This window comes from Phascolarctobacterium faecium (assembly GCF_003945365.1).
GTDB classification, from domain to species: Bacteria; Bacillota; Negativicutes; order Acidaminococcales; family Acidaminococcaceae; genus Phascolarctobacterium; species Phascolarctobacterium faecium.
In genome coordinates this window covers 1,631,376-1,651,682 of sequence record NZ_AP019004.1, presented here as the reverse complement: position 1 = coordinate 1,651,682, position 20,307 = coordinate 1,631,376, and the positions used below count along the sequence as shown (strand labels likewise).

Genomic DNA, 20,307 nt, shown 5'->3' with positions numbered 1-20,307 from the left:
ATTACTCCAGGTCGTGATCTTCAACACGAATAACACTGCAAACCTTTTCAACGATCGGCAGAGCTTTCAATGTTTGTACCGCCATTTGTAAATTTAATTCAGAGACATCATAAGTAATAACGACTAATTCCGCAACACCCTTGACTTTACTCTTTTGTACAACATTTTTTAAGCTTACATTCTGCGCTCCAAAAGCAGCAGCAATAGCAGCTAAAACACCGGGCTTATCCTGTACATGTAACCGTATATAACAGGGAGACATCATATTCTCCAAACTGCAGAGATGTTTTTCATCAAAGCAGGTACAATTAATACGTCCGTTCGATTTATGAATAATATTACGTGCAACATCAATTATATCGCCGCATACCGCACTTGCTGTAGGCATTTTACCAGCTCCACGGCCCATGAACATCGCATCTCCGATAGCATCACCTGTAACAAAAATGGCATTGAATACATCATTTACACCAGCTAAAGGATGAGATACCGGCAGCATCGTCGGACGCACACAAACGCTAATACCATGTTCAGCATTATTTTTAGCAATAGCTAAAAGCTTAATTGCATAACCGAGCTCTTTACCATGTTCAATATCGCATAGATCCAGCCCGTCAATACCTTCTACTAAAACGTCACTTAAATCAATACGCGTATTAAATGCTATTGACGCAAGAATAACAAGTTTTCTGGCTGCATCCAAGCCACCAACATCTGCGGTAGGATCAGATTCTGCATACCCCTTTTCCTGCGCTTCACGCAGAACATCAGCATAATCCATATTTTCCTGCGACATTTTTGTCAGCATATAATTGGTAGTGCCATTAACAATACCCATTACAGAAGTAACTTTATTAGCGGCTAAACAGGATTTTAAGGGTCTGATAATAGGAATACCGCCGCCTACACTTGCTTCAAACATAAAATCCACTTTATTTTCTTCTGCTAATGGAAATAATTCCTTACCGTATTTTGCTAAAACATCTTTATTAGCCGTTACAACATTCTTTTTATGTTCTAAAGCAGCGGCAATGTATTCCTTCGCCGGATGCTCACGGCCTATAAGCTCAACTACGATATCAATTTCAGGATCTTCAACAATATCTTCGATTTTGTCTGTTAACTGATATTTTTCTGATAATTCTTTAGCTTTTTTCATATCACGGACTAAAATTTTAGATACATGGATTGGAACACCGACTTTTTTTTCTATCTCAGCAGTATTTTCTTCTAAAACAGTCAATACACCGCTGCCCACTGTTCCTGCACCTAAAAGCCCGACTTTAATGCACTCTTTCACAATATCCCCTCCAAGGTTAAAAGCGCATCAACGGATATAACTTAAACTTGGCCTAAAACTTCCAAACGTTTCACTCCGTCGATCATACGCAATTTATCTAATAAGGCTTCCAAATCAATTGTAAGGTCTTTTGTTTCAATAGAAATAGTGGTATTTGCAACCCCCTGCAAAGGGATACCCTGGTTAATAGTCATAATGCTGCCGGAATCACTGGCAACAGTGTTTAAAACTCTGGAAAGGACACCAGCTTTATGTTCAAGTAACAAGGATAAGGTAATAATTTTCTCTTTGCTGGCTTCATAAAATGGGAATACATAATCTTTATATTTGTAATAAGCACTGCGGCTTAAGCCCATTCTTTCAACAGCTTCATTAATAGTTTTGATTTCACCGCGTTTTAAAATTTCTTTTACTTTAATAGTTTTTTTGATTGCTTCCGGTAAAATTTCTTCACGCACTAAGTAAAAAGTAGATTTGTCAGACATTGATATCGTCCTCCCTTTTATTAAATGTCCATATGGTTTTTACATGTGTTTTATTATATCATTGTTTCGTGGTAAAAGCCATATGTTTTAAGATTTTCTTATAAAAATAGAAAAACAGCCGTTTTTAGTACATAAATACGGCTGTAATCAATATTATTATTTTTTTTGTAGATCTTTTGCATTACCTTGTTTTATTTTACTTTCTGTACCATTCAAAAGTCTTTTAATATTTTCTGCATGACGTATAACAACAAATCCTCCTGCTACGACAGCAAAAATTACTAACGGCTGAGAGTAACCAAAATAATAAGCAAAAATCGGTGTACAAATGGCAGCTACAACAGACCCCAGCGAAACATAGCGCGTAAGTAAAACCAAAATCAACCAGACTCCAAAGCTGGCAATGCAAACTTTAGGCATAAAATAAAGAATCAGTCCCAAACCGGTAGCAACACCGCGTCCACCCTTAAATCCTAAAAAGATAGAATAATTATGTCCGAGCAAAGCTCCGATACCGGCAGCAACCATTCCTCCCATTGCGTTATTGGTAAAATAAGCCACTAACGCTACAGCAAGAATCCCCTTCATCATATCGCATAAGAGTACAAAAAAAGCTGTTTTCCCACCTACAGTACGAAAAACGTTAGTTGTTCCTATATTTTTACTGCCATATTCTCTGATATCAATACCATGAGCAGCTTTTACTAACCATAACCCGCATGGTATCGAACCAAATACGTGACCTACAATGAAGCAAACAAGCCATACTAAGCCTTCTGCCATTTCTCCCCCACCTTATTCTTCTTCGTTTTTACCGCGAATGATCATTTGCAGCGGTGTTCCTTCAAAACCAAAAGCTTCGCGTAATTTATTTTCTAAATAACGTTGATATGAAAAATGCATGATTTCCGGCTCATTAACAAAAATAACAAATGTCGGCGGTTTGATTTTAACCTGTGTGGCATACAATATTTTTAATCGCTGACCTTTTTCGGTAGGCGGCGGATTGATTGCAATAGCGTCTTCAACAACCTGGTTAAGCACGCTGGTAGAAATACGCATAGCATTCTGCTCCGCTACATAATGAATAACCTCCGGCAGTCTGTGTATACGCTGTTTAGTCATTGCTGAAACAAAGACTACAGGAGCATACTGCATAAATACCAATTCCCTGCGCAGATTTTCTGTATAACGTAAGGTAGACGTATTATCTTTATCGTACAAATCCCATTTATTTACTACTAAAACAATCCCTTTACCAGCCTCATGTGCATATCCGGCAATTTTTTTGTCCTGTTCCGTAACACCGTCGATAGCATCTATAACCATTAAAACGACATCTGAGCGGTCTACAGCCCTTAATGAACGAATTATACTGTATTTCTCAATAGGCTCGTCTATACGTGCTTTACGGCGCATACCTGCCGTATCAATAAAAAGGAATTTCTGACCTTCTCGAATTACGGGAGTATCAATAGCATCGCGTGTGGTTCCAGCAACGTCACTTACGATAGAACGTTCTTCGCCTACTAAAGTATTAAAAATTGAAGATTTGCCAACGTTAGGACGACCAATCAAAGCCACTTTGATTTCATCCTCATTGCCGTCTTCACCATAAGCTGAGGTTTCAGGAAATTTTTCCACAACTGCATCCAGTAAATCACCCAGTCCAAGATGATTTGCAGCTGAAACTGGAATCGGTTCACCTATACCAAGATTATAAAACTCAAAAATTTCCATTTCCTGTTTCGGAGAATCAGCTTTATTGATAGCAAGAACTATTGGTTTCTTCGATTGACGCAGCATTTTAGCTACTTCTGCGTCTTCATGAGTAATACCAGCACGCGCATCACAAACAAACAAAATGACATCTGCTTCAGCAATTGCTATCTGTGCCTGCTGACGAATAGAAACAGCTATTTTATCAGTATTCATAATTTCGATACCGCCGGTATCTACCATCATGAATTCATTATCAAGCCATTCAGTATCCGCATACAATCGGTCACGAGTTACACCAGGAGTATCTTCAACTATTGAAATCCTGCTGTTAGCAAAAATATTAAATAATGTCGACTTACCTACATTTGGCCGACCTACGATAGCGACTATTGGTTTTCCCATAACATTCTCATCCTCACTCTCTAATGGTCGATTCCGTCACGGGAACTGATGCCTTTATGGAAATAGTGTTTTATTTCCTGCATATCCGTAACCAAATCGGCTATAGAGATCAGTTCTTCAGGAGCACCACGTCCTGTTGTAATGATCTCTGTCTTACCTTTATATTTTTTCAAAAAATCAATAACTTCCTCTAATGGCAGCATTCCAGTTGCCAAAACAATATTCAGTTCATCTAAAATCAATAAATCTGCTGTATCTTCAAGAATAATTTTTTTTGCTTCTTCCCAGCCTTCACGAACCATTTTAAGGTCAATAGGATCTGGATTATGAAAATTTACGAAAGCATCGCGTCCAACCTGCCTCAGTAAAAAATGTGGAAGGTATTGTGCTGCCATAGCTTCACCATAATCAGGATCATCTTTGAGAAATGACAGCATGACCGTTCTGGCACCCCTGCCTGCTGCACGCAAAGCCACACCCAATGCCGCAGTAGTTTTTCCTTTCCCTGATCCTGTATAAACCTGCAGTAAACCATAACCTTTCATAATCGGCCTCCTACCTGCTAAGCAGCATAACCAACTCGCGTGCATTAACGGCGCGCTCTACTTTGCCGTCAAAAGCTTTTTTAAAGTCATCAAAGGACATATCATCTAAGAACAAATTATCCTGATTCAAAACAACAGCAGGCAAAATAATTCTCTTCATGCCTTGGGCAGCCTTTAAAATATCTTTACCAACTAATAATCCGGTAACATTGATAGTTTCACCGAAAAATTCGTTATTTACCGGGATAAAACTGTGTTTTGAACCAGTTTTATTATTAAAATTATCCAGCAGTGGCTGCAAAATTTTATAAGCACTGGTACCAACCGGTATCACTGCATCAACACTATGATTGCAAACATCAGTTTTGGCAGCGATCTGCTGCCATTCGTCAATAAAACTACGACTCAGACCAATGCCATTTTCGATTTGTGGAAATCCATCATACCATGATGCATCAGGGAGTTGTTTTTCTGCTAATAAATAAAACTCATCTCCCAGATAAACGAAGGATTTTCCAAATTTTTCGCGGCATTCCTGCTGCCATACAGTAACTTTATCAACTATAGCGGCAGCTTCAGGTTTAGAAAATAAGCGCATCGGTGTCAAATGTTCTCTATGCTTTGTAATACCAACCGGAACTACAGCCATTGTTTCCACCATAGGCGCTAAGGCTTCCAAATCACGATAGGTTTGTTCCAACACTTCTCCATCATTATAACCAGGACAGCAAACAATTTGTGTATGGATGGAAATTCCAGCTTCCACCAGTCTATTGATTTTTGACATCAATTCACCTGCAAAACGGTTATTCATCATTTGGCAGCGTACTTCTGGTCTTGTTGCATGTACGGAAATATAGAGCGGTGACATATGCGTCTTTATGATCTGTTCAAAATCTTCTTCCTTCATATTTGTAAGAGTAATAAAGTTACCATATAAGAAAGATAAACGATAATCGTCATCACGTACATATAATGATTCTCTCATACCAGGAATCATCTGATCTACAAAGCAGAATACACAATTGTTATAACAAGTAGTAACCCCGTCAAAAACAGCCGCTTCAAATTCCAGTCCTAATTCTTCATCAGTATATTTTTCAATAACTATCTGGCGCTGTCGGCATTCCGAATCTTCAATCGTCAATACAATCTGTTCGTCTGCAACTAAATAGCTTAATTCTATAATATCGTGTACTGACACACCATTAACAGCACACAGTTTTTCACCGGCTTTGATTCCGGCATTTTCAGCTAAACTGTTACGGCGTACGGCACTAATGATTCCCTGCATAGTTTTCCTTTCTAAAAGCACAGTTTGGTATCTTAATATTATACATTATAATTTCAAATTTGACAAAACACACAAAAATCCCGTTCTTATTTGAAGAACGGGATAAACATACTATCTTTTTCTGGCGGCACTTATTTTTGAAATATCATAATTACGGCCAAGTAAAAATTCACGTAATTCACCTGTAAAATATATTGGGGCGTTACGCAAAGCTTTCAGATCACTGGAACCTGTAAGCAGCATTACCATTTTTAAATCATTGATGATATCTGTTAATGCCCTTTGAGCTTCTTCAATGTCTTTTTCTATAATGTAACGCAGAATATTCCCTGACATCCCCACAACATCAGCACTTAAAGCAAACGCTTTCGCAGCCGTCAGTCCATCCCTTATTCCTCCACTGGCTATAATAATATCATTGCGGCCGCAAACAGAAAAAGCCTCAGTAAGAGTTTTAGCGGTGTTTATACCCCACTCAGCTAAAACAGACTTTTGTGAAGTAAACCGTTTTGCTTCTATTGCAGGGAAATTCGTGCCTCCCGCTCCACCGATATCAAACCAGGTAAAGCCAAAAACAAGCATCTGTTTGATTTGTTCTGCTGCCATACCGCAACCGGTTTCCTTGACAATAACAGGGACTTCGCTATGTTCTAAAATGCGACGCATATTATCCAAAAGACCTTTAAAATTTCTGTCTCCTTCCGGCATCACAAGCTCCTGGGCAGGATTTAAATGAACCTGCAAAGCATCAGCATCAAGCATTTTAACAGCTTCAGCTGCTTCGTCCGGTGTTGCCAGAGCGCTGACGTTAGCAAAAACGACTCCATTAGGATAAACTTCGCGTACTACTTTAAAACTCTGATAGCTGCTTTTACTTTTTACAGCTCCATATTGTGAACCGACCGCTATAGCTGCTCCAACTGACTTTGCTGTTTGCGCAAGCTTGCGGTTGATATCGATAACATTATCCGTACCGCCAGTTATCGCATTTATCAAAAAGGGAACGCTGAGCTTAATACCGCCCAGCGTCGTTGTAATATCAATATCAGCAGGAGCAAGCTCAGGCAAGCAATTATGCAGAAAATGCATATCGGTAAAACCGTTAGGAAGCGGTCCATCTCCAAGTTCCAATGCATATCTGATATGATCCAATTTTCTTTGCTCTCGCGACATATCTACCATCCGTTTAATTAATTGTTCAAACCTTCCAGCTGTTCTTTTAAATCAAGAGTCAGCTCCGGTTTGTCATTGATAAAAGAGCTGTATTCTGCTTTTTCTGCTTCTTTAACAGCTTTAACGATACTTAAGCCGATCTTCTTATGTTTCAAATCAACTTTGATAACTTTTACTTTTACATTTTGACCGATTTCCAAAATGTCTTCCGGTTTTTCAACACGGGTTTCAGCAATTTCAGAAACATGGACCAATCCTTCAACTTTATCGGCAAGTTTTACGATAGCGCCAAACGGCAGGAACCTCTCTACAGTACCTTCTACAACCATACCTTCTTTAAAAGCAGCTGCTTCAGTCAGCCACGGGTCTTCCTGAGTAGCTTTTATACTGAGAGCTACGCGTCTGTTTTCACGGTCAATTTTTTTCACAAGTATAGTTACTTCATCATCAACTTTAGCAGCATCTTCTGCTTTTACATTACGATCCCAAGATAACTCGGTATTATGAACTAAACCGACCAACCCCTGTCCAACTTCAACAAACAAGCCAAAATCAGCAATTCTTACAACTTTGCCTGTAACTGTCTGTCCTTCTTCAACAGAAGCATAAGCGGCTTCTTCTGCGGCAGTACGAGCTTCTTTAGCAGCTTGGATCCTGGCTTCTTTGGCATCACGCCAAGCCTGGGCTTTTGCTTCTTTTTCACTTCTAAGCAAATCACGACGTGAAACAACTAAACGTTTTTTTGCCGTATCAACTTCAATAACTTCCGCTTCCAATTCTTTACCAATATAATCAGAAAAATCTTCTACGCGGCGTAATTCCACATGAGAAGCAGGCATAAAACCTTCAACGCCTTCGACTGCAACAGCTAAGCCGACAATATTTTTCATTTTGTTTTTAATAATCCGCAGAACTTTTACAGTAGCACGGCGTTTTTCACCTTCTGCCAAATCTGCTACATAATTCCATGCAGCATCCTGTTCAGCTTTGATTTTCGAAAGACGGATAAAATCGTCTTTCGAAGTACCGGGAATAACTTTGGCCTCCACTTCATCACCAATTTTAATAGTTTGAGCCAAAATTTCCGGAGCTTCATTAGACCATTGTGAAAAAGCAATAGCGCCTTCTTTCATATAGCCGAAGTCAACATATACCTCATCTTTGCCTATTTGGATGACTGTAGCTTTAACAATCTTACCAGGGTAGACATGTGCGTCCTCCAGGCTTTGTTCCAGCATACTTTCAAAAGATTCCATGTTTTCCATTACACGTATAGCCTCCTTAATTATACGGTCCGGCGTTGATGCGCCTGCCGTTATTCCTATATTTTGACAGTTTTTAAACATCTCCTCGTTTAATTCCGAGGCTGTTTCGATATGGTAAGCACGCTTACAGTGTTCTGCAACAAGCTCATACAAGTGTCTTGTGTTGGCACTGTTTCTGCCGCCTATTACAACAAAGGCGTCTACTTCATCAGCTAACTTCAGAGCAGCCTTTTGTCGTTGAGACGTTGCCAGGCAAATAGTTTTTTCTATTTTATATTCACCGGAACGTTCCTTCTGAAGTGCTGCCAGAATTTCTTCAAACTTTGCCAATTCAAAGGTAGTTTGAATCAAAACGCCATATTTATCTGCTAAAGGTACATTACCTATATCTTTTATACATTCTATAACTATAGCATGTTTTCCTGCCCATTGTACAATACTTTTTACTTCAGGATGATTTTTTTCACCAATAATTACAGGTAAATAACCAGCCTCAGCCAAAGCTTGTCCTTTTTTCTGTGCAGCTTTAACATTTGGACAGGTTGCATCAAGAATAGTCAGATTTTTTGCATGAGCAGCTTCGTAAACGTCAGGGCCAACTCCATGCGAGCGAAAAACGACAGTTTCTCCAGCTTGAAATTCGTCCAGGCTTTCACGGCAAGGCACTCCTTTGGTATTTAAATCTTCGATAAGCTGCGGATTATGTATCAAAGGGCCTAATGTTCCAGATGCTTCATTTGCTTCAGCCAATTTATATGCCATATCTACAGCACGTTTGACGCCGTAACAAAAACCGCAATATTCAGCAATTCTGATTTTCATACTATCACTCCGCTTCTTGTAAGCGTTTTATTTCCAGCATCAAAGCTTCTGTAAGTTCATGCAGCAGTTCTTTGCTGATCGGTACATCCTGAGGGAAAAAAATAGGTTTTCCAAATTTGACGTTTACTTGCGGCCATAATTTCCCCTGCCGTTTGATATCGGTACCTTTTACGCATGTTGGAACAATGACTGCTTTAGCTTTTCCTGCCATCATCAAAGCACCTGGCTCAGCCTTACCTAACGCCCCTGTTTTACTGCGAGTCCCTTCAGGGAAAATAGCTAACACACCACCATCCAGCATCAAGTCAATACCATGTTTTATTGCTGTTCTATCGGCCCCACCACGTTTTACAGGAAATGCGCCCAAAAGTTTATAAATATCACCCAAAACAGGTACAAACAACTCCTGTTTTGCCATAAAGTGCACTTTTCTTGTAGATGCTACACCGATTACAGGCGGATCCAGCAAACTTAAATGATTGCTGGCAATTACCAAAGGACCTGTCGCTGGAATATTTTCTGCACCTTTTACTTCCAGCCGCAAAAATATTTTGAATAAAATTCTTAAAATAATCTTTAAGACTGAATAAAACATAGCTTAATGCTCCTGCACCAAAGTTAAAATTTGAGAAGCAACTTCCTGAATAGACATATTAGAACTATCCAAAAAAATCGCATCTTCTGCACAACAAAGCGGCGCAATTTTACGTTCACAGTCCTGCTTATCACGAGCCTCAATATCAGACTGCAGCTGCTTCAGATCAACCTGCATTCCTTTGGCAAGCATTTCTTTGTATCGCCGCGATGCCCGCTCCTCAGCAGAAGCCGTCAAAAAAATCTTTAAATCAGCATGCGGAAATACCACTGTTCCGATGTCACGCCCGTCCATCACTACTCCACCGGCTTCTCCCATGCGGCGCTGCTGAGCTACCATAGCTTCGCGTACAGCTCCTACAGCAGATACTTTAGAAACAATTTCTGTTACTTCCGGAGTTCTGATTTCATCTGTTACTTCCAGTCCATCAACAAAAACACGGTTCAATTTTGCTTCCTGTTTAAAAGTAATAGTCATTTCAGCAGCAAGTTTACTTACTAATTCAGGTGAAAAATCCTGCTTACTTTGTAAAAACTTCCAAGCTACAGAACGATACATTGCACCTGTATCAATATAAATATAGTCCAATTCTTCAGCCGCCAGTTTAGCAATGGTACTTTTTCCTGCTCCTGCCGGACCGTCGATGGCAACTACTAATTTCTTCTCCATCATTTACCACCCTGCCTATTTATTGATATGCAGCCGCTGTCCCTGCAGCATATCCTGTTGAAAATGCCGCCTGTAAATTATAGCCGCCAGTATAACCGTCTATATCAATGACTTCTCCTGCAAAATACAATCCTTGCCACAACTTGGAACGCAATGTTTTAGGCTCTATTTCTTTTATGGATACGCCCCCAGCTGTTACAATAGCCTCTGCTAAAGGCCTCGTTCCCGTAATCGAAACTGATAACCCTTTTAACACTTCTACTAAACGCTTACGTTCTTCTTTTGATATCTGATTGACAGGCTTTTCTTCATCAAGATAAGCCTGATCTAAAACTACGGGGATCAGACGCTGCGGTAGAAGGTCTTTCATCCCATTCAGCAGCTGCTTCCGGCTGTATTGCTCAAAATCACGCTGAACTCTTGCTTCAAGCTTTTCAAAAGTCAAAGCAGGTTTTAAATCTATCAGCAAATCGATATTAGTTTTATTAGCTTTTAAAAGTGCTGCAACTGTTTTACTGAGTGATAAAATAATTGGACCTGATACACCAAAATGCGTAAATAACATTTCTCCAAATTCCGAAGCAGCCTTACTTCCTGAAGAATAAACAGTAGCCTGTACATTACGCAGGGATAACCCCTGCAAATCAGGAATATAAGGTGAATCACTAGTTAGTGGTACCAGCGAAGGTTTAAGTGGTATTATCGCATGTCCCAATTTTTCGGCAAGTTTAAATCCACTCCCGTCAGATCCGGTTCCTGGATAAGACGCCCCGCCTGCTGCAACAATAACTGCATCTGCTTTAAATACTTTACCGCTTTTAGTTTTGACGCCGATAACTTTTTCAGTATCAGTTAAAACTTCAGTCACACAAATATCAGTAACCAATTCTACACCTAAATCATGCAGAATTTTTAACAATGTATCTACTACATCTTTGGCCTGATCACTTACGGGGAAAACCCGACCACCACGTTCAACCTTAGTTTCCAAACCATTATCATTTAAAAGTTTTACAACATCTTCATTAGTAAACTGACGTAGAGCACTGTTTAAAAAGCGTCCGTTTCCAGGAATATTTTTGATTATTTCCTGCAAGTCACAATCGTTGGTGATATTACAACGACCTTTACCTGTAATTAAAAGTTTCTTTCCAGGTTTAAACATCTTTTCCAAAACTGTTACTTGTGCCCCATGTTCAGCAGCAGCTGCTGCTGCCAATAAACCCGCTGCACCTCCGCCTACGACGATAACTTTATTCATTGATCGCAGCCGCCTTGATTAAAGCATTAATTTCGTCTTCATTCAAAATTCTATAACCGCCGCGTTTTAATCCCTGCAGTGTCAGATTACCTAACTTTATACGTTTTAATTGTCTTACAGGAAACCCAATAAAATCACACATTCTGCGCACTTGACGGTTACGGCCTTCATGAATAACGATATCAAAAGTTGTATTACTTTTTTCGTTATCATACCCAATCAGAGTAACAATAGCAGGCGCTGTCATTCCATCCTCTAATTTTACACCGATCCTCAGCAGATCAAGCTTGTCCTGCGGAACCAGTCCCGGAACAGTCACTCTATATGTTTTATTTACTTCATGTTTTGGATGAGTGAGTTTTTGGGCCAGATCGCCATCATTAGTCAGAAGCAGCAGACCTTCTGTATTATAGTCCAACCGGCCTACCGGAAAAACCCGTTCCGGCAAATCTTTGGCAAAATCAGCAACAGTTCTGCGCCCCTGCGGATCCGTCATAGTAGTAACAACTCCGCGAGGTTTATAAAATAAATAATAGGCTTTCTTCTCACGTTTAATCGGTTTACCATCAACTAAAATAAAAGCTTTTTCTCCTACTTTAGTTCCTAATTCTTTAACAATCTTACCATTTACCTTTACACGCCCGGCTAAAATATATTTTTCAGCTTCGCGTCTGGAGGCTACCCCAGCAGAAGCTAAAACTTTCTGCAAACGTTCTTCCATAGATTATAAATCCTCTGTTTCTTCTGTTTTATTAAGCTCTTCATTAAATTCAGCCATTAGTGACATTTGTTCCGGTTCGTTTTCATGCTCTGACAAAATATCAGGAAACTCCGGTAAGTCTTTTAAAGAATTCAGACCAAAAGTAATCAAAAATTTATCTGTAGTTCCATACAAAATAGGATGACCAATAGAATCCTTACGTCCGGTCTCACTAATCAATCCATATTCTAAAAGCGTATTAACGACACCGTCGACCTTAACACCGCGAATAGCTTCCATTTCACTTCTGGTAACAGGCTGTTTAAAAGCAATAATAGCCAATGTTTCCATAGCGGCATTAGATAATTTCATTTCCTGAGAACGCGCCAGCTGTTTTATCAATTCATAATGCTGTTCTTTTGTACATAATTGATAACCTTCTGCCACTTTTCTTAAATACAGGCCGCGCTTTTCATCTTCATAATCCCGCTCTAAAAGCGATAAAAGTTCCCATACCTGAGGTTTATCAAGCTGCATTATTTCAGCTAGCTTGGCAACAGATAACGGTTCACCGGCAGCAAACAACAAAGCTTCTAAAGAACCCCTTAAGTAATCGTGAAACATTTATCGTTCCCCCTGTCGCAGGAATATATAGATTGGAGCAAAAGCCACTGTCTGGTTGATAGTTACAACACCAAGCTTTAAAAGTTCCAAAACAGCTAAAAAAGACGCGACTTTCTCACTGCGGGAACCAGTACGTGAAAATACTTTGGCAAATTCTACACCGTTGAGATGTTGAGAAAGCATATGAACAATCTCATTCATTTTATCCTGTACATTAAATTCCTGGCGCTCAATATAAGCCGTATTCTCAGTTTTCACTGAAAGCAGGGTCAGCATAGCACTAATCAACTCTTCTGCCTCATATTGTTTCAAGCTGCGTTCAACAAAACCAGACAAAAGCGGCAGTCGGTAACGGCAACGTTCTGCCTGAAGCTTTAGTTCAGCTAGATTTGAGGCACAGACCTTAATACGTCTGTATTCTACCAGCATTTCCACCAGCAGTTGACGAGGGTCAGTTTCATCTTCCTCGCCTTCAGCAGTTTGTTTTGGCAAAAGCATACGCGATTTGATTTGCAGCAGCGTGGCAGCCATCAGCAAAAATTCACTGGCAATCTCAATATCAAACTCCGTCATTGCCTGTAAATATTCAATATATTGCTCAGTCACTGCCACAATAGGAATATCATAAATATCAATTTTTTCTTTTTCTATTAAATGTATCAACAGATCCAGTGGACCTTCAAAATCCTGAACCTTGATTGACAGGTTAGCCATATATTACAGCACATTCATGGCGGTCTTAACTTCAGCCATAGTTTTTTCAGCTTCCTTGCGGGCACGCTGTGCTCCATAATCAAGTACTTCTTTAATATATTCAGGTTTCTTTGATAATTCTTCCCGTTTAGTATGGATATCTGCCAGCAACGCATTCATCTTTTCTGCCAAACGTTTTTTACATTCTACACAGCCAATCTCGCCGGCACGGCATCTTGCCCCAATCTCTTCATATTCCTCAGGATTGAATACCTTATGAAAAGCGTAGACAATACAAACTTCCGGATGTCCCGGGTCAGTCTTTTTTATACGCTGCGGGTCAGTAGTCATCATACGTATACGTTCCCACATTTCTTCCGGTCCAGCGCCGAAAGGAATGGTATTGCCATAGGATTTTGACATTTTACGGCCGTCAATACCCGGTAAAACCTTAGCTTTGGAAAATACTGCCTGTGGCTCGGGGAACACTTCTCTATTATAAAGATAGTTAAAACGGCGTACTATTTCCCGGGTCAGCTCCAAATGAGCAGACTGGTCTTCACCTACAGGAACACAGGTTGCTTTATAAAGCATGATATCCGCTGCCATAAGCACAGGATATCCCAAAAAACCATAGGTATTATTATCCTTGCCCTGAGCAGACCAATTCTGCAGTTTATCCTTATAGGTTGGCACACGTTCCAGCCACGACAACGGAGTGCTCATACCTAAAAGCAGCGCTAATTCAGCGTGCTCTTTAACATGAGATTGTACAAAAATGACATTTTTTTCAGGGTCAAGACCAGCACTGAGCCAGTCAATCGCCATTTCCATAACATTTTCCTGTAATTTTGAAGTATCGCTATAAGACGAAGTCAGCGCATGCAGATCAACAATGGAGAAAAAACATTCATATTCGTGCTGCAAACGAACCCAATTCTCCAGCGCTCCCATATAATTACCCAAGTGAAAACGTCCAGATGGCTGCATTCCACTGAAAATTCTACCTTTAGTCATCAACATCAAGTCCCTTCATTAATCATAATTCAACAAGCCGTTTTAATTAAAATACTATCCCCAAAATACTGTTTACCAAAGACATATACGTGCTTGCCAAAGGCCTTATGATCATACCAACGATACCGGTAAAGACCAAAGCCAGCAAGATATAAAAGCCATATTGGCCAACCATATTTTCATACTGATAAGCAGTCCGCGGCGGCAGCAGTTCTCCTAAAATCTTTGAACCGTCCAGAGGCGGGATTGGGATAAGATTAAAAAAAGCAAACCAAACATTATAAAGCTGTGTCCAAAGTAAAAACGAATAAACGCCTTTGGTCATAACACCAAATTTGGTCATTAAAGCAACAATCAATGCTGCAAGAAAGCATAAAAACAAATTTGCCGCAGGGCCTGCAAAAGAAACTTTTAAAATACCTTCGCGGCGATTTCTGAAATTATTGGGATTGATACCTACAGGCTTAGCCCAGCCGAAACCGGCCACAATAAGCATCAAGGCACCAATAGGGTCAAGATGTGCTAAAGGATTAAAAGTTAAACGTCCCATGAACCGCGGTGTAGGATCGCCCATGGCTTCCGCAGTCTGCGCGTGTGCATACTCGTGGATAGTGATAGCTATCAAAAGCGCCGGAATCCTATATAACATTGATGAAAAATCAAAATCTAACATACAAACCTCCATAATCGTCAATAGTAATATTATACAGTATTTTACGTGAAAAGAAAACGGAACCGCTGACAGCGATTCCGTCTTTTTTGTGAATTCTTATTTACCTGTAAATTTAGGAGTACGTTTTTCTTTAAAGGCAGTTATTCCTTCTGCACTATCGTCCGTGCCCATACATAAAGGCTGGGCAACTGCTTCCATTTCCAGCACTTCGTCTAAAGTCATCGCAGTATTATTCAGATATTTTTTGATGAGCCCTATCGCTAAAGGTGCTGAAGCTGCAAGTCGTTCAGCCATTTGCATAACCGCGTCCTCAAGCTCTGCTGCAGGAAAGATATGATTTACCAACGCCATTTTTTCAGCAGTTGCTGCATCAATCAAATCAGCTGTAAACATCAGCTCTTTAGCTTTATGAACGCCGACAGCTTTCGGCAGGAAATATAAACCACCACAATCAGGTATCAACCCTACTTTCGCAAAGCTTTGAGCAAATTTAGCTGTATCTACTGCATAAATAAGGTCACAGGCCAGCATCAGATTAACACCGGCACCAGCGGTAACACCATTGACCATGGCAATAATTGGCTTCTCGATTGTAGTAATACGTTTTGCAACTTGCCCTACTTTGGTAATGAAAGCCTTTTTTACAGCAGTATCTGCAAGAGTCTCCAAAAACGGCAGATCTCCGCCGGCACAAAAAGCTTTTCCATTACCTGTCAGCACAGCACATTTTATTGCCGGGTCTTTTTCTACCTTTGTCAGAGCTTCATGCAACCCGTCAATCAATGCTTCATTCATTGAATTCAAGCTATGCGGTCTGTTCATAGTAATTATAGCAACCTGACCTTTAAGTGAAAATAAAACTGCATCTTCCATACTCGAAAAACCTCCTCTAAATTTTATTACAGGCTGTAGTTAGGAGCTTCTTTCGTAATGATGACATCATGCGGATGGCTTTCTTTCAAACCGGCGCCAGTCATACGAATAAATTGAGTTTTTGTAATCATTTCTTCGATATCCTTAGCACCGCAGTAGCCCATACCTGCACGCAAACCACCAACCAACTGGAAGATTGTTTCTGCAGCCAGGCCTTTGAAAGGTACGCGTCCTTCAATTCCTTCTGGTACCAATTTATCGGCGTTCTCCTGGAAATAACGGTCTTTAGAACCGCGTTCCATAGCACCTAAAGAGCCCATCCCACGATATACTTTATAAGAACGGCCTTGATAAATAATAGTTTCGCCAGGGGACTCTTCAGTTCCTGCTAACAAACCGCCAATCATAACAACATTGGCACCTGCGGCGATAGCTTTAGCAATATCACCGGAATATTTGATACCGCCATCGGCAATAATAGGAATACCATATTGACGTGCAACTAATGCGCAATCATTGATAGCAGTAATCTGCGGGACGCCGATACCGGCTACAACACGGGTCGTACAAATAGATCCTGGCCCGATGCCAACTTTAACGGCATCAACGCCACATTTGATTAATGCTTCAGTTGCAGCGCCTGTTGCTACATTTCCGGCAATAATATTCAATTCCGGGAAAGCTTCGCGCAATTGACGCACTGAATTCAGGACTCCGTGCGAATGTCCATGAGCAGTATCAATAACTATAACATCTACCTTAGCATTAACTAAAGCGGAAGCTCGTTCCATCATATCAGCACCAACGCCTACAGCAGCGGCTACACGCAGACGCCCATCACTGTCTTTGCAGGCATTAGGATACATTTTAGCTTTTTCAATATCACTGATTGTGATCAGCCCTTTAAGATAACCTTCGCTATCGACCAACGGCAATTTCTCAATACGGTGTTCGCGCAGTAATTTTTTAGCTTCTTCAAGACTCGTACCAACAGGAGCAGTTACCAAACCTTCACCAATCATACATTCTTTAATCTGTTTATTAAGATTAGTTTCAAAACGCAGGTCACGATTAGTAATAATTCCCTGCAGCTTACCATCAGGATCACAAATAGGAACACCGGAAATATGATAATGCTCCATCATTTTTACGGCATCTGCAAGAATATTATCAGGAGCCAGAAATAAAGGATCAACGATAATACCATGCTCGCTGCGCTTTACTTTGGCAACCTCTCCTGCCTGTTCTTCAATCGTTAAATTTTTGTGGATAACACCTAAACCGCCTTCACGGGCAATGGCAATCGCCATTTTTGATTCTGTAACAGTATCCATACCAGAACTGATCAGAGGAATATTCAATTTAATGTTTTTAGTCAAATAAGTGGAAACATCTACATCACGCGGCAAAACATCAGATTCTGCCGGAACCAAAAGCACATCATCAAAAGTTAAACCTTCTTTTGCAAATTTGTCTGTACGCATTATAAAACTCCCTTCTTCTTTGAAATATTTTTACTATACTAGCACAGTGATTACACAAAATCAAGTAGTTTCTGTAATTTTTTTTACAATATCTTGTTTAGGAACCTTAAAAGATACTAAAAATGACCGATTTACTGCAACATTACAGCAATCCGGTCATTTTTTATTTAAGAATTATTTTTACGCAGTTCTTCCAGCAGGAACTCATTTTTAATCCGTATATATGTTCCCTTCATCCCAAGCGATTTCGTTTCGATTAAACCGGCACTTTCGAATTTACGCAGAGCATTAACGATTACAGAACGTGTAATCCCGACACGATCAGCAATTTTAGAAGCTACAAGCAAGCCTTCCATGCCTTTCAGTTCGCCGAGAATATTGACAATAGCTTCCAGTTCGGAATAAGAAAGCGTTGAAAAAGCAATCTGAACCATTGCTTTCTTACGCACTTCTTCTTCTACTTTAGCTGCGCGCTCGTGCAGAATCTCAACGCCGATAACAGTCGCAGCATATTCTGCCAGCAGCAGGTCTTCATCGTCGAAGGGTTTATCATATTTAGCTACGATCAAAGTACCAATACGTTCGCCGTTACCGTAAATAGGCACGATAGTAGTTTTTTTCTGATCAAAAAAGCATTTTGTACCTTTAACAAAGGAACATTCCTGATTTTTATGTTCAATATTTGAAACTGTTTCTTTCGCGTCCATAATAAAATCCAGATATTTTTGCGGGAAGTTTTTGACATCCAAAACCTGTTCGCGCATGATATCACATTCGAAATCATCCTGAAGAGCGCTGCCTTTAACGCCGCCCTTACGCCCAACGATATAAATGTTAGCGCCAATAACATCACGCAGCAGACGTGCGATAGCGTTATATTCTACTTTTTCCCCTCTTTGCAGCAATTTGTTGATTTTTCTTGTTTTCTCCAAAAGTTCCATGATGATTCCTCCCTCAAATTTTAAGCACGCGGATGATTTTTCTGATATACAGAAGTAATACGTTCAGTCGTAATGTGAGTATAAATCTGCGTTGTGGACAGATTAGCATGTCCAAGCAATTCCTGAACAGCTCTTAAATCAGCACCATGATCTAAAAGATGTGTGGCAAAAGTATGCCTGATCGTGTGAGGACTGACTTTTTTCTGCATAGCCAGTTGGGTTATATATTTATCTAAGATCCTACGGACACTGCGATCCGTCAGCGGACCTCCCCTGCTATTAACAAAAACCTTGTCATGCGCCTCTGTTTTATTCTTTTCCATCAAAGCTCCGCGTGTAACTTGCAAATACTGCCGTACAGCCTGGCAGCAGGTATGCCCTATCGGTACGATACGTTCTTTATTGCCTTTGCCCAGCAGCAAAACATATTGGCTGCCAAGATCTATATTAGTCACCATAAGTCCCACCAATTCGGAAACACGGCAACCTGTGGCATAGAGTAATTCTAATATCGCCTGATCTCTTAATCCCAGCGTATCTTTATCCGGTAAGGTTAATATCTCATTGATTTCCAGTTCTTCCAAAAATACAGGTAATCTTTTTTCCAGCTTTGGCGTTCTTACCTTAATAAAAGGATTTTGCTCCACATAATTTTCTCGCATTAAAAACTTATAAAAAGAACGCAGCGAAGAAATCCGCCTGGCAATCGTCGTACGCGCATACTTTTCTTTATTGAGCAGCGCTAAATAGGCACGAATATCCAAAACTCCGATCTTCTGCCATTGAAAATCTTTCCCCAGCCGTTCTGCTAAAAAATTACTGAATAAACTTATATCAGCGGCATAATTTTTAACAGTCAGCGGCGACGTGTTTTTTTCAACCTGCAGATACCTGAGAAACTTATCAACCATAGGATATTGCGATATTGACTCTGCCATAATAAATCCCTTCTTCTTATGTAGACTTATAGTATCACAAACCAGGAAGCTATTTCAATAACCAAGTACTAAATTTTTTGAATTTTTTATTGAATACACAAAAATGTGTAAAAATCTGAATATAAACAAAAATAGCGGCCAATTTAATGTGCCGCTACTCTTAATATTTTAATTTTTTATGCCTAAAGTCTGCCAGATGCCTTCGTGCTGAACTGATTTTGCATCAAAGTGCAGCCAATTAAAAGTCAACTGCAAAATAGTACTGATGCCAAACGCAGCTATTATAGTACCTAAACCAACCTTCGCTCCCAGCAGCCAGCCAGCCAGCAAAACACTGCCTTCTATAAGGCCTCTGATCATACCAATCGGAACTTTCGGCAGCCGACGTTTTAACCCGATCATCAAAGAATCGCGCGGACCAGAGCCAAGTCCGGCACTGATATAAAAATAAGTGCCCAGACTGATGGAAAACTGCCCTAAAAACATTACGATGATTCCCAGCCAATAATTTTCTATTAAAGGTACAGCATGATAGTACTGAAGAACATCAACACCAAAACCGATCAATACAGCATTAAGAATCGTACCTAATCCAAACCGCTCACCCATAGCAACTGTCACTACTAAAATCAAAAGCCCACTCAAAACATTGATCGTCCCATAGGTCAATCCTGTAACATAGGAAACACCGATACCAAAGGCTTCCCATGGCGCCAAGCCGATATTAGCCTGGATGCCAAGGGTCAAACCAATGGAATACAGTGCCAGACCAAAGTGCAGCCGCAGCAGTTTAAAAAACAAGTTATGTTTGTCTTTCCAGTTCATCACAGC

General features: G+C 40.1%; 21 protein-coding genes. All 21 read right to left on the bottom strand.

The window, feature by feature from the left end; all coding sequences use genetic code 11:
• Position 1: 1 nt before the first annotated feature.
• The 21 genes from PFJ30894_RS08115 to PFJ30894_RS08015 all read right to left on the bottom strand — a co-directional run bounded on the left by PFJ30894_RS08115 (position 2) and on the right by PFJ30894_RS08015 (position 20,301).
• Positions 2–1,300 carry a homoserine dehydrogenase gene (locus PFJ30894_RS08115; protein ID WP_021718480.1) on the bottom strand — a complete coding sequence of 433 codons (1,299 nt, stop codon included), beginning with the start codon at positions 1,298–1,300 and terminating at the stop codon, positions 2–4.
• Between the two features lie 41 nt (positions 1,301–1,341).
• Positions 1,342–1,785 (bottom strand): ACT domain-containing protein, encoded by a 444-nt coding sequence (locus PFJ30894_RS08110; protein WP_021718479.1) that lies wholly within the window; start codon positions 1,783–1,785, stop codon positions 1,342–1,344.
• A gap of 156 nt (positions 1,786–1,941) precedes the next feature.
• Entirely contained in the window at positions 1,942–2,568 is a 627-nt protein-coding gene (plsY, locus tag PFJ30894_RS08105) for a glycerol-3-phosphate 1-O-acyltransferase PlsY (protein ID WP_021718478.1), read from the bottom strand.
• A gap of 12 nt (positions 2,569–2,580) precedes the next feature.
• A complete protein-coding gene (gene der / locus PFJ30894_RS08100; protein ID WP_021718477.1) occupies positions 2,581–3,909 on the bottom strand; it encodes a ribosome biogenesis GTPase Der in 1,329 nt (442 codons plus the stop codon).
• A gap of 20 nt (positions 3,910–3,929) precedes the next feature.
• Entirely contained in the window at positions 3,930–4,454 is a 525-nt protein-coding gene (locus PFJ30894_RS08095) for a cob(I)yrinic acid a,c-diamide adenosyltransferase (RefSeq protein WP_125669527.1), read from the bottom strand.
• 10 nt (positions 4,455–4,464) lie between these two features.
• Positions 4,465–5,748, bottom strand: a complete 1,284-nt coding sequence (locus PFJ30894_RS08090; protein ID WP_125669526.1) for a DUF512 domain-containing protein — start codon at positions 5,746–5,748, stop codon at positions 4,465–4,467.
• A 111-nt stretch (positions 5,749–5,859) separates the two neighbouring features.
• Positions 5,860–6,921 carry a type 2 isopentenyl-diphosphate Delta-isomerase gene (gene fni / locus PFJ30894_RS08085; protein WP_167457045.1) on the bottom strand — a complete coding sequence of 354 codons (1,062 nt, stop codon included), beginning with the start codon at positions 6,919–6,921 and terminating at the stop codon, positions 5,860–5,862.
• Positions 6,922–6,938: 17 nt separating this feature from the next.
• Positions 6,939–9,008, bottom strand: a complete 2,070-nt coding sequence (ispH, locus tag PFJ30894_RS08080) for a 4-hydroxy-3-methylbut-2-enyl diphosphate reductase (protein ID WP_125669524.1) — start codon at positions 9,006–9,008, stop codon at positions 6,939–6,941.
• 4 nt (positions 9,009–9,012) lie between these two features.
• Positions 9,013–9,603: a lysophospholipid acyltransferase family protein gene (locus PFJ30894_RS08075; protein ID WP_021718472.1), complete on the bottom strand. Its 591-nt coding sequence runs from the start codon at positions 9,601–9,603 to the stop codon at positions 9,013–9,015.
• 3 nt (positions 9,604–9,606) lie between these two features.
• Positions 9,607–10,275, bottom strand: a complete 669-nt coding sequence (cmk, locus tag PFJ30894_RS08070; RefSeq protein WP_044491921.1) for a (d)CMP kinase — start codon at positions 10,273–10,275, stop codon at positions 9,607–9,609.
• A gap of 16 nt (positions 10,276–10,291) precedes the next feature.
• A complete protein-coding gene (locus PFJ30894_RS08065; RefSeq protein ID WP_125669523.1) occupies positions 10,292–11,533 on the bottom strand; it encodes a BaiN/RdsA family NAD(P)/FAD-dependent oxidoreductase in 1,242 nt (413 codons plus the stop codon).
• Entirely contained in the window at positions 11,526–12,254 is a 729-nt protein-coding gene (locus tag PFJ30894_RS08060) for a pseudouridine synthase (RefSeq protein WP_021718469.1), read from the bottom strand. The genes PFJ30894_RS08065 and PFJ30894_RS08060 overlap by 8 nt, the downstream gene beginning before the upstream one ends.
• Positions 12,255–12,257: 3 nt before the next feature.
• Positions 12,258–12,857, bottom strand: coding sequence for an SMC-Scp complex subunit ScpB (gene scpB / locus PFJ30894_RS08055; RefSeq protein WP_021718468.1), 600 nt, complete (start codon positions 12,855–12,857; stop codon positions 12,258–12,260).
• Positions 12,858–13,571, bottom strand: a complete 714-nt coding sequence (locus PFJ30894_RS08050) for a segregation and condensation protein A (RefSeq protein WP_021718467.1) — start codon at positions 13,569–13,571, stop codon at positions 12,858–12,860. It abuts the gene before it with no gap.
• Positions 13,572–13,574: 3 nt separating this feature from the next.
• The gene (trpS, locus tag PFJ30894_RS08045) at positions 13,575–14,567 is read right to left on the bottom strand and encodes a tryptophan--tRNA ligase (protein WP_021718466.1); all 993 of its coding nucleotides are present in this window, start codon (positions 14,565–14,567) and stop codon (positions 13,575–13,577) included.
• Between the two features lie 46 nt (positions 14,568–14,613).
• Positions 14,614–15,240 (bottom strand): site-2 protease family protein, encoded by a 627-nt coding sequence (locus PFJ30894_RS08040; protein WP_021718465.1) that lies wholly within the window; start codon positions 15,238–15,240, stop codon positions 14,614–14,616.
• A gap of 96 nt (positions 15,241–15,336) precedes the next feature.
• Positions 15,337–16,113, bottom strand: coding sequence for an enoyl-CoA hydratase/isomerase family protein (locus tag PFJ30894_RS08035; RefSeq protein WP_021718464.1), 777 nt, complete (start codon positions 16,111–16,113; stop codon positions 15,337–15,339).
• 26 nt (positions 16,114–16,139) lie between these two features.
• On the bottom strand, positions 16,140–17,597 hold the full coding sequence (gene guaB, locus PFJ30894_RS08030; protein WP_021718463.1) for an IMP dehydrogenase: 1,458 nt from the start codon (positions 17,595–17,597) through the stop codon (positions 16,140–16,142).
• A gap of 167 nt (positions 17,598–17,764) precedes the next feature.
• Positions 17,765–18,538: a GTP-sensing pleiotropic transcriptional regulator CodY gene (gene codY, locus PFJ30894_RS08025; RefSeq protein ID WP_021718462.1), complete on the bottom strand. Its 774-nt coding sequence runs from the start codon at positions 18,536–18,538 to the stop codon at positions 17,765–17,767.
• Positions 18,539–18,558: 20 nt separating this feature from the next.
• Positions 18,559–19,476 carry a tyrosine recombinase XerC gene (gene xerC / locus PFJ30894_RS08020; protein WP_113076989.1) on the bottom strand — a complete coding sequence of 306 codons (918 nt, stop codon included), beginning with the start codon at positions 19,474–19,476 and terminating at the stop codon, positions 18,559–18,561.
• Between the two features lie 168 nt (positions 19,477–19,644).
• Positions 19,645–20,301 carry a YczE/YyaS/YitT family protein gene (locus PFJ30894_RS08015; RefSeq protein WP_021718460.1) on the bottom strand — a complete coding sequence of 219 codons (657 nt, stop codon included), beginning with the start codon at positions 20,299–20,301 and terminating at the stop codon, positions 19,645–19,647.
• Between the last annotated feature and the right edge of the window lie 6 nt (positions 20,302–20,307).

Coding starts and splice junctions, on each gene's coding strand:
- PFJ30894_RS08110 (WP_021718479.1), bottom strand. CDS start 1,785: ATGTCTGACAAATCTACTTTTTACTTAGTGCGTGAAGAAATTTTACCG.
- plsY (WP_021718478.1), bottom strand. CDS start 2,568: ATGGCAGAAGGCTTAGTATGGCTTGTTTGCTTCATTGTAGGTCACGTA.
- der (WP_021718477.1), bottom strand. CDS start 3,909: ATGGGAAAACCAATAGTCGCTATCGTAGGTCGGCCAAATGTAGGTAAG.
- PFJ30894_RS08095 (WP_125669527.1), bottom strand. CDS start 4,454: ATGAAAGGTTATGGTTTACTGCAGGTTTATACAGGATCAGGGAAAGGA.
- PFJ30894_RS08090 (WP_125669526.1), bottom strand. CDS start 5,748: ATGCAGGGAATCATTAGTGCCGTACGCCGTAACAGTTTAGCTGAAAAT.
- fni (WP_167457045.1), bottom strand. CDS start 6,921: ATGTCGCGAGAGCAAAGAAAATTGGATCATATCAGATATGCATTGGAA.
- ispH (WP_125669524.1), bottom strand. CDS start 9,008: ATGAAAATCAGAATTGCTGAATATTGCGGTTTTTGTTACGGCGTCAAA.
- PFJ30894_RS08075 (WP_021718472.1), bottom strand. CDS start 9,603: ATGTTTTATTCAGTCTTAAAGATTATTTTAAGAATTTTATTCAAAATA.
- cmk (WP_044491921.1), bottom strand. CDS start 10,275: ATGATGGAGAAGAAATTAGTAGTTGCCATCGACGGTCCGGCAGGAGCA.
- PFJ30894_RS08065 (WP_125669523.1), bottom strand. CDS start 11,533: ATGAATAAAGTTATCGTCGTAGGCGGAGGTGCAGCGGGTTTATTGGCA.
- PFJ30894_RS08060 (WP_021718469.1), bottom strand. CDS start 12,254: ATGGAAGAACGTTTGCAGAAAGTTTTAGCTTCTGCTGGGGTAGCCTCC.
- scpB (WP_021718468.1), bottom strand. CDS start 12,857: ATGTTTCACGATTACTTAAGGGGTTCTTTAGAAGCTTTGTTGTTTGCT.
- PFJ30894_RS08050 (WP_021718467.1), bottom strand. CDS start 13,571: ATGGCTAACCTGTCAATCAAGGTTCAGGATTTTGAAGGTCCACTGGAT.
- trpS (WP_021718466.1), bottom strand. CDS start 14,567: ATGACTAAAGGTAGAATTTTCAGTGGAATGCAGCCATCTGGACGTTTT.
- PFJ30894_RS08040 (WP_021718465.1), bottom strand. CDS start 15,240: ATGTTAGATTTTGATTTTTCATCAATGTTATATAGGATTCCGGCGCTT.
- PFJ30894_RS08035 (WP_021718464.1), bottom strand. CDS start 16,113: ATGGAAGATGCAGTTTTATTTTCACTTAAAGGTCAGGTTGCTATAATT.
- guaB (WP_021718463.1), bottom strand. CDS start 17,597: ATGCGTACAGACAAATTTGCAAAAGAAGGTTTAACTTTTGATGATGTG.
- codY (WP_021718462.1), bottom strand. CDS start 18,538: ATGGAACTTTTGGAGAAAACAAGAAAAATCAACAAATTGCTGCAAAGA.
- xerC (WP_113076989.1), bottom strand. CDS start 19,476: ATGGCAGAGTCAATATCGCAATATCCTATGGTTGATAAGTTTCTCAGG.
- PFJ30894_RS08015 (WP_021718460.1), bottom strand. CDS start 20,301: ATGAACTGGAAAGACAAACATAACTTGTTTTTTAAACTGCTGCGGCTG.